This window comes from Mucilaginibacter sp. P4_G9, from assembly GCF_056400985.1.
Genome location: NZ_JBFUKF010000213.1, coordinates 1 through 8,910, shown reverse-complemented (window position 1 = coordinate 8,910; position 8,910 = coordinate 1). Strand labels below are relative to the sequence as shown.

Genomic DNA, 8,910 nt, shown 5'->3' with positions numbered 1-8,910 from the left:
AGCATACACATATCCATGGTGATGTTACCAACTGTTGGTACCAACCTGCCTTTCACCAGCATTTTACCTATGCCGTTGCCAAATGCGCGCAGGTAGCCATCGGCATAACCAATGCGAACGGTGGCTATTTTTCCGTCTTTTGTTAATTTACCGCTCCTGCCATAGCTGATGGTATCTCCGCCTTTGATTTTTTTTACCTGTGCTATACTTGTTTTTAAACTGGCAATAGGCTGCAAGGCATTATCCGCGGCAGGCACTGCCGAATCAATTCCGTATAAACCAATCCCCAGCCTAACCATATCATATTGGGCAGAAGGCCAGCGAATGATGCCCGCAGTATTACATAAGTGCTTAATCACCTTATAATTCAGCGTTTTCTCTATCTCTTTAAAAGCTTTTTCAAAGCGTTTTACCTGGGTTTTGGTAAATTCATCATGCTTTGCCGCTTCGCTTGCCACCAGGTGTGAAAATACCGACTGGATACGGATATAGCGGTTCTCTTCCAGCATATCGCAAAGGGTTTCAATATCATGATTTTCGAAACCGAGGCGGTGCATCCCTGTATCTATTTTGATATGTACCGGGTAATTTATAATATTTCGGCCTAAGGCATATCCTACAAAATCATCAAGCAGGCCAAAACTATATATTACCGGTTCCAGCTTATACTCAATAAGTTTATCAAACGCCGAAACTTCGGGATTAAGCACCATTACCGGCAGGTTAATACCTGCTTGCCGCAGGGCAACGCCCTCATCAATATAAGCCACTGCCAAATAATCAACCTTATTGTATTGCAGCATATTGGCTACCTCAAAAGTGCCGCTGCCATAGCTGAATGCCTTAACCATGGCCATCACTTTTACACCTGGTTTTAATTTAGATTTATAAAAATTAAGATTACTGAGCAACGTATTCAGGTTGATCTCCAGCACAGTTTCATGGGCCTTTTGCGCCAATACCCGGCTAATCCGCTCAAACTCAAAACTGCGCGAGCCCTTAATCAGGATGGTTTCTTCTTTAAAATCAAGTTGTTTCAGTTGCTGCAGCATTGTTGCGGTATCCTTAAAAAAGTGCTGCTCTACTATATTGAAATAGGCTTGATGGGCCATCAACGCCTCCCCCACTCCAATAAATTTATCAACCTCTTTACTACTGATAAGATCTGCCACGTGGTGGTACAACACGTCCTGTTGTAATCCAGACTGATAGATATCTGACAGGATAAGGGTCTTTTTTTGGTGTTGATTTTGCTGCCCCAGGAAATTAAGCGCTATCTCCAGCGATTGCAGATCAGAATTGTAGGAGTCGTCAATTACCGAACAGTTGTTTACCCCGTTCTTTAGCTCCAGCCGCATACTAACCGGGGTAAGGCGCTCTATCCGCTTATCGGCTTCAACCGCGCTATAACCCAGCGCCAACAAAGTTGCCCAGCAAACAACGGCATTTTCTATAGATGCCTGGTCGGAAAAAGGAATAAGGCATTCTATTTCCCGGTTTTGGTAATAAGCCCGCATATAATAGTTTTTTGATATCGCGGTCTCGCTAAAAACATACAAATCGGCCTGGTTAAATTTGCGGCTCCAGGTAAATGTTTCTTTGGCTGTAATATCAGCCTGGTATTCCATCAGCTGATCGTAATTATAAATAAGCTTTTCACAGTTTTTAAACAGTTGCAATTTTTCAAGTACTTTTTGCCGCAGATTACTAAAACCTTCATCATGCGCGGTGCCAATATGGGTTAGTACGCCTACCTGGGGCTTAATAATGGCCTCCAGCCTATCCATTTCGTTAATGGTAGAAATACCCGCCTCAAAAATACCCAGATCGTTCCGGCTGGTTATTTGCCATACCGAAAGTGGCACGCCAATTTGGGAGTTATAGCTTTTGGGGTTGCGCACAATATTCTTATCGGCTACCAGCAACTGATACAGCCATTCTTTCACTATAGTTTTACCGTTGCTCCCGGTTATGCCTATCACCTGCAGATTAAACTTGTTACGATGGTAAGCGGCTAAAGCCTGCAAAGCGACTAAAGGATTGGCCACTATTAAAAAATTGGCCCCGGGCAGATTAAACTCCGGGCCATGCTCTACCACAAAATTACGTACACCTGCCGCGTAGGCCTCGGCAACAAACTCGTGCCCGTTACGCCTGCCACTTAAAGCGAAAAACAAACCCTCGGCAGGATTATTTATCCGCCGGCTATCGGTAAACAGTATACTAATTATATATTCCTTTACAATATTACCGCCGGCATTAATAATTTCCTTTACCTGGGTTATGGGGTATTGGTTGCTAAACATGGTACGAATTTGCTTATATTAATCTAACAATAGAAGATTTTTTAACGAATTTTGGTTTCTGATGGATGGCCCTAAAAAAATCAAGATCACCGACCCTAAAGCAGCACTGGCTAAAGCCGAACATTTTTGTGCCTACCAGGAACGATCGCAACAGGAAGTACGCGACAGGCTTTATGAATGGGGATTATGGCCCGACGCTGTTGAGCAAGTAATAAGCCAGCTGATAGAAGGAAATTTTTTAAACGAAGACCGCTTTGCCAAAGCCTATACAAAGGGGAAGTTTAGCCAGAAAGCCTGGGGCAGGATAAAGATAAAACAAGGCCTTAAACTAAAGCGGGTACCCGATATACTGATAAAAAAAGCACTTTTAACTATTGATTTGGATGATTACCTGGCTGCCTTAACAAGGTTATTGGATAAAAAGGCTAACACTCTCATCGAAAAAAATCAACTTAAGCGTCGGTATAAACTTCAACAGTACGCCACGAGCCGGGGATACGAGGCCGACATCATTGCTGACGTTTTGAAAGCCAGCGACTTATAAACTATTTAAAAAAAAGTGAAAATTTCCCTTGCAGAGTATGCTTTTCTGTCTATATTTGCACTCCCGCAAACGAGATAGGCAAACGGTTAACCGCAAAGCAACTCAAAGCAGGAAAAACACCAATGCGAAAGTAGCTCAGTTGGTAGAGCACGACCTTGCCAAGGTCGGGGTCGCGAGTTCGAATCTCGTCTTTCGCTCAAAGCCCTTCCATCAAAAGAAGGGTTTTATTTTTAAAAGGTTACTCACCTGCTCAGATGGTGGAACTGGTAGACACGCAGGACTTAAAATCCTGTTCCCGTAAACGGAGTGCGGGTTCGATTCCCGCTCTGAGTACTGAAGCTGATGTCAAACGCTTCATTAAGCCCTTAAATCAATGATTTAAGGGTTTTTTTTGTTATACCCCCCCCAAAAAGAGGATCAAGCAAGAAGGCCACTTTTTGCAGACCAGTAAATTCGAAGCCAATTCCCAACCCTTATATGTATTGCTCGATCCTAATAATGAACAGACACTTGTTTCACCACAAGGCGCGGATTTTAATACAGCCAGTTATATGAAATTCCTGGATGCTGGATTAGCTGTTTACCATAAAATGCATCCTCAATAAATTTTAATAAAAAGAGTAAAAGTCTTCAATCATTCTTATAAGATAAGTTAATAGTTAATAAAAAAGCAGCCTCTGAAGCGGGTGCTTTTCCAGTTGCCACAAAGTTTGGGATATGGCAGCTTTTTTTGTGAATACTTGCTTTTGCTTTGCAACTATTTTACATATTGATACTATTTTAGCAAAATATGCTCAAATAGTTTCACAGGGGGTATTTTTTTTAGATAGCTGTATTTTTAACATTTATTTTAGCGGCATATTATCAAGTCCGAGCCCCAAATTAGTACTTATTAAATTCTATATGAAAACATTACGCCTTTTGCTGCTGATATTTATTTGTCCGTTAATTGTAGTCGCACAAACCACCGGCAGCGGGCAAAAATCAAGAGCGCATATTTGTATAGATACCGGCTGGCGGTTCGCCTATGGCCATCCGTTTGATACCGCTAAAGATTTTAACAGCGGCACGGGCTATTTCTCCTATTTTGCCAAAGCGGGCTATGGCGATGGTGCCGCCGCTGCTGATTTTGACGACAGGACCTGGCGTAAGCTTGATTTGCCGCATGATTGGGCCGTTGAGTTGGATTTTAGCGAAAAAGCCAGTTTTAGCCATGGTTTTAAAGCCCTGGGCCGAAACTTTCCGGAGAGCAGCGTGGGTTGGTACCGCAAAAAGTTCACGATAGCAAAGCAGGATTACGGTCGGCATATCAGCATTGCTTTTGATGGCGTTTTTCGCAACTCTACCGTTTGGGTAAACGGGCATTATCTGGGTACCGAGCTCAGTGGCTACAACGGTTTTGAATACGATATTACCCCGCTTTTAAACTACGGCGGCGATAATACCATTGCTGTAAGAGCAGATGCAATCATGGAAGAGGGTTGGTTTTATGAAGGTGCTGGTATTTACAGGCATGTGTGGTTAAATAAAACATCGCCCCTGCACGTTGCTGCAAACGGTACATTCGTTAGTAGCAGAGTTGGYAACGGCAAGGCGCAGTTAACGGTTAAAACCGATATAAGCAATTACGATACCAGGGCAGATAATTTTGCCATTGTACAAAAAGTTTACGACCGCGAAGGTCATTTGCTGGCTACCAAACAAACTGATGGCCATACCCTGCAACCTTTTAAAACTGGCGGGTACAGCAGTGAAATTGAAATATCGCATCCTAAATTATGGTCGGTTGATACGCCTTACCTGCACCGTTTGGTTACCACCATTTTGGTAAATAATGTACCCGTTGACGAATACGTAACTCGCTTTGGTATACGTACTCTGCGTTTTGATGCCAATACCGGGTTTTACTTAAACGGTAAACGGTTGGAGATAAAAGGCACCAATAACCACCAGGAACATGCGGGTGTAGGCACAGCTATCCCCGACGAACTGCAATATTTCAGGATAGCCAGGTTAAAGGAGATGGGTAGTAATGCGTACCGCTGTTCGCACAACCTGCCTGCCCCCGAATTATTAGATGCCTGCGATAGTTTGGGCATGCTGGTGATTGACGAAAATCGCTTGATGGGCGTTGATGATTATCACCTGGGCAATTTAAAAAAAATGATTTACCGCGACCGCAACCACCCAAGCGTAATTAGCTGGTCGGTAGGTAATGAGGAGTGGGGCATTGAAAACACTGAAACGGGCGCCCGCATTGCAGCCACTATGCAGACCTATGTAAAAAGCCTGGATACCACCCGGGCAGTAACCGCGGCGTTTAGTGGTGGCTGGGGCCAGGGCCTATCAGCTGTGATGGATTTAATAGGCTTTAATTACATAGCACAGGAAAATCCCGATGCACAGCACCAGAAATTCCCGCAGCAAAAAGGCTGGGGCACCGAGGAAGGATCGACTTTTGCTACCCGTGGAGTTTACTTTAGTAACGATTCGCTCCATTACAAATCTGCTTACGATGCCAAGCCGAGGCCCAATGCCTACAGTATTGAAGAGGGATGGAATTACTATGCCAAACGGCCGTTTTTGGCGGGCATGTTCATCTGGACGGGCTTTGATTAYCGTGGCGAGCCTACCCCCTATTCCTGGCCGTCTATTGGATCATATTTTGGGATGCTCGATCAGTGCGGTTTCCCCAAGGACGATGCCTGGTACCTAAAGGCCTGGTGGGGCAGCAAGCCGGTGCTGCACCTTTTGCCGCACTGGAACTGGAAAGGTAAAGAAAACCAGCCCATAAACGTTTGGGCCTATAGTAATTGCGATGAAGTGGAACTGTTTTTAAATGGCAAATCCCAGGGCAAAAAAGCAATGGCCAAAAACGGGCATCTGGAGTGGACCGTTCCCTACACCTCCGGCACATTAAAAGCCATCGGTTACACCGGTGATAAACAGGTATTAACCGAGACCATGCAAACTACAGGTACTCCACAAGCTATCGCTCTTGAAGCCCATAAAAACAGGCTAAAAGCCGACGCGCAGGATGTAGTGGTAATTAAGGTTAGCCTGACTGATAAAAAAGGATTGGCGGTACCCGATGCCAGTAATGAAATAAGTTTTAAGATTGAAGGCCCCGGCAGAATTATCGGAGTAGGTAACGGCAATCCCACCTCGCTTGAGCCTGATAAATATCTGGAAACGATGGTAAATATGCATGTTGAGGGTTTGAAAGAGTTGCCTATAGCCGATACCATCGATAAAAGTGAAACAACCGAAACCTTTGACGATAGCAGCTGGAAAAAGGCGTTTACCAATATTAGCGATACCAGCGTAAAAGCCTGGGTTTATCGCGGCAGTATTAATTTAACGGATGATTTAACACGGTTGCCGCTCACTTTTTTTTATAAAAGTATTGGTCGTAAACAGTCGGTATATTTTAACGGAAATTTGTTGGCTGCCAATGTTGATTATCATAAAGACGGGGATCTGTTTATCATCAGTAAGGCGTTTTTAAAACAGGGCAAAAACAGCATCGTGATTGTTGCCTTGCCCATCAAAAAGAAAAATCCCTGGGATAACCCTAACCAGGACCCTGGCGTTATTCAGTTTAAAGCGCCGGCCACCCCGTGGAAAAGAAAGCTATTTAGCGGCCTGGCCCAGGTTATTGTCCAGTCGGACGGAAGCCATACCGGGAACATCACCTTAACTGCTACATCAGCTGGATTAAAGGAAAAAAAGCTTATTATTGACAGCAGTAAATAGTAACCGGGAAGGTCTTGGAAGTAGTTATCTGATTGAAACCGGTAAAACTTTCCAGCGTATGCGGAGAGAACCGACAGGCTCAAACTTTTCAAAAAAACACTATCAACAACATTTCCATTGTAAATATATGGTTGGCCTAAAAATGTTACATCCATCCGTGAAATATAACAGCACCTTCCGCCCATTTTTGGTTCAACTTACTTAAGTCATCAGCATCTAACATTAAGAAAAATCTCTAACACCTCATTTAAAACGGAGGCATTAGAGATTTTTGGCAATTTTGTGAAATAACTTAGTTGATTGCTTTGTATTTAACTTATATTTTCACAAATCCCCATTGTTGGTTACGGCCTCCGGAGTTGGTCCATTGTTCAAGTGCACCACCGTTATTGAGCGAAGATGCTGCAACATCCAAAACTTTTCCGCTGTTTGCATTGGTAATTTTATAATATCCGTTGTCGGTTATCTGAATCGACCATTTTTGGTTTGGACCGCCGTTGTAATCCCATAAATCTACCTGCCCGCCATTACCGGTACCAAAGCCATACATTTCCAGGCATTTTCCGGTGGCATGCATAGGGGTTAACCGGTAGTAACCGCCTCCGGCATCTTCAACTTTAAATTGCTGGTTTGCGCCGGCTAAATATTCCCATTGGCCGGCCGGCGTTTGATTTGCAGTACCCCAGCCAGCAATTTCCAGGGCTTTAAAGCTGTTCCTGTTATAAATCTGGTAAACTTGCCCAACCTGGATGGTTGATGATGTACCGTTTTGAGCGCCTTGTACCACCGCGGCTAAACCTTGCTGGTCGGCAACTCCGTTGGTTTGCCTGTTAATAAGTCTGAATGCATTATTTCCCTGCGATCCATCATCAAAATAAAATGGAAGCAAACCGTATTTCAACGCCTGGTGTGTAACGTAATTAATATAATATGCCCTGCCGGCCTCATGCAATGTTAGCGCATCTCCCGAAAGAGTTTGTAGCCTACGGATTGCTCCATATTCTCCCAACAACACCGGAATACCCTTATCAATGAACTTCGCCTTCATCTTTGCAAACTCTGTAGTAGCATCCGACTCATCGCCCGAGGTGGCATTTCGTGAAGCATCGGTTGTAGAGTGGTATCCATTGCCCCAATAATAGGCCATAGTGCCCCAGTCTGCATCGGCGGTTAAACCGGCAAAATTAAAGGGAGTGTAATAGTGTACTTCAACCATCAGGCGGTTGGCGGCCGGATCGGTGGGAAGGGTATTCATTAAAGTATTTGAGTTGTCGATATTTGTAGACGGGCCCTGGATAAGCAGCACCCGGTAACTGTTGTGCCCACCGGTTGATCTTACCGCATTAACAAACGTTTGATGATAGGAAAGCAGCACCCCCATCCCTGTAGCATCTGATACATTGGGTTCATTGGCGCTTGCAAAAATTACATGTTCGTCAAAGCCACGCATTTGGGTAGCTATCTGCTCCCAAAAGGCCTTTTGTTTGGCATTAACTGCCGCCTGCGCGCTGGTAGTGCAATTGTTCTCCAGCCATCCGCCATCCCAGTGTATATTTAATATTACGTACAAACCGTCGTTAACGCAGTACTGGACAACTTGCTTCACCCTATCAAGCCATGTTTGCTGAATTTGGGCCGTGGTTTGATCAGAAAACTGGTCCCAGCTGCAAGGGATACGGACGGCGGTGAAACCGCTTCTTTTAACCTGATCAATAAGCGCCTGGGTTACCATAGGGTTGCCCCAGTTTGTTTCGCCGCCTATTGCCTCCAATGTGTTACCAATGTTCCAACCTAACTGGAACTTTGCAGCAAGCTGAGTTGCCGTACTGGCAACGCCGGTTTGATCGGGCGCAAGTGGCGATGTGTTGTAACTCGGATAACTGGTGGCGGTTAGCTTTTTGGTGCTCGTTTTAGCGAGCGGCTTAGCATCTGGAGAAGCGTTTTGTTGCTTCGTGCACCTTGTCAATACCGGGATTGCAAGGATGCATAAAAAATAACTTAAAGTTTTCTTCATAAAAAGATGGTTAAACTGGCGGCGTTTAAATTTGCCTGTATTAATAAATTGGTTAATTGCTTGTGAAAGTGTCAGACAGCCGGGTAAAACGAAGATATATTTATCATTACGTTTAAGGTTTATATAGGTATTGGTATAGGCAGTTGTGTTGATAACTGCCTTCCAAACGGGGTATTAAAAAAAATAATAATAAAGCAGTTGCCATTCCGCATAAGGCGAAGTTTAACATTAGTTTCATTTTTCGATAGGATAAAACGGGCCTGAACCGGTTTATTTGTTTAATTGGTTAA

At 44.1% G+C, this 8,910-nt stretch carries 4 protein-coding genes and 2 tRNA genes; 4 read left to right on the top strand and 2 right to left on the bottom strand.

The window, feature by feature from the left end:
• On the bottom strand, positions 1-2,306 hold a 2,306-nt coding region (locus AC1DPZ_RS17120), incomplete at its 3' end, for a bifunctional UDP-N-acetylmuramoyl-tripeptide:D-alanyl-D-alanine ligase/alanine racemase (RefSeq protein ID WP_477405561.1).
• Positions 2,307-2,367: 61 nt separating this feature from the next.
• On the opposite strand from AC1DPZ_RS17120, the gene AC1DPZ_RS17115 reads away from it, so the two are divergent.
• From AC1DPZ_RS17115 to galA, 4 genes are all read left to right on the top strand, one after another.
• Positions 2,368-2,850, top strand: a complete 483-nt coding sequence (locus AC1DPZ_RS17115; RefSeq protein ID WP_477405559.1) for a regulatory protein RecX — start codon at positions 2,368-2,370, stop codon at positions 2,848-2,850.
• Between the two features lie 124 nt (positions 2,851-2,974).
• Positions 2,975-3,047, top strand: a tRNA-Gly gene (locus AC1DPZ_RS17110).
• 51 nt (positions 3,048-3,098) lie between these two features.
• Positions 3,099-3,183 (top strand) — tRNA-Leu (locus AC1DPZ_RS17105).
• 570 nt (positions 3,184-3,753) lie between these two features.
• Entirely contained in the window at positions 3,754-6,606 is a 2,853-nt protein-coding gene (galA, locus tag AC1DPZ_RS17100) for a beta-galactosidase GalA (protein WP_477405557.1), read from the top strand.
• 316 nt (positions 6,607-6,922) lie between these two features.
• On the opposite strand, the gene AC1DPZ_RS17095 is transcribed toward galA, so the two are convergent.
• Positions 6,923-8,620: a cellulase family glycosylhydrolase gene (locus AC1DPZ_RS17095; protein ID WP_477405555.1), complete on the bottom strand. Its 1,698-nt coding sequence runs from the start codon at positions 8,618-8,620 to the stop codon at positions 6,923-6,925.
• Positions 8,621-8,910 lie beyond the last annotated feature (290 nt).

What these genes read in the sequence shown, in the direction of transcription:
- AC1DPZ_RS17115 (WP_477405559.1), top strand. Translation starts at nt 2,368, where the DNA reads ATGGATGGCCCTAAAAAAATCAAGATCACCGACCCTAAAGCAGCACTG.
- AC1DPZ_RS17095 (WP_477405555.1), bottom strand. Translation starts at nt 8,620, where the DNA reads ATGAAGAAAACTTTAAGTTATTTTTTATGCATCCTTGCAATCCCGGTA.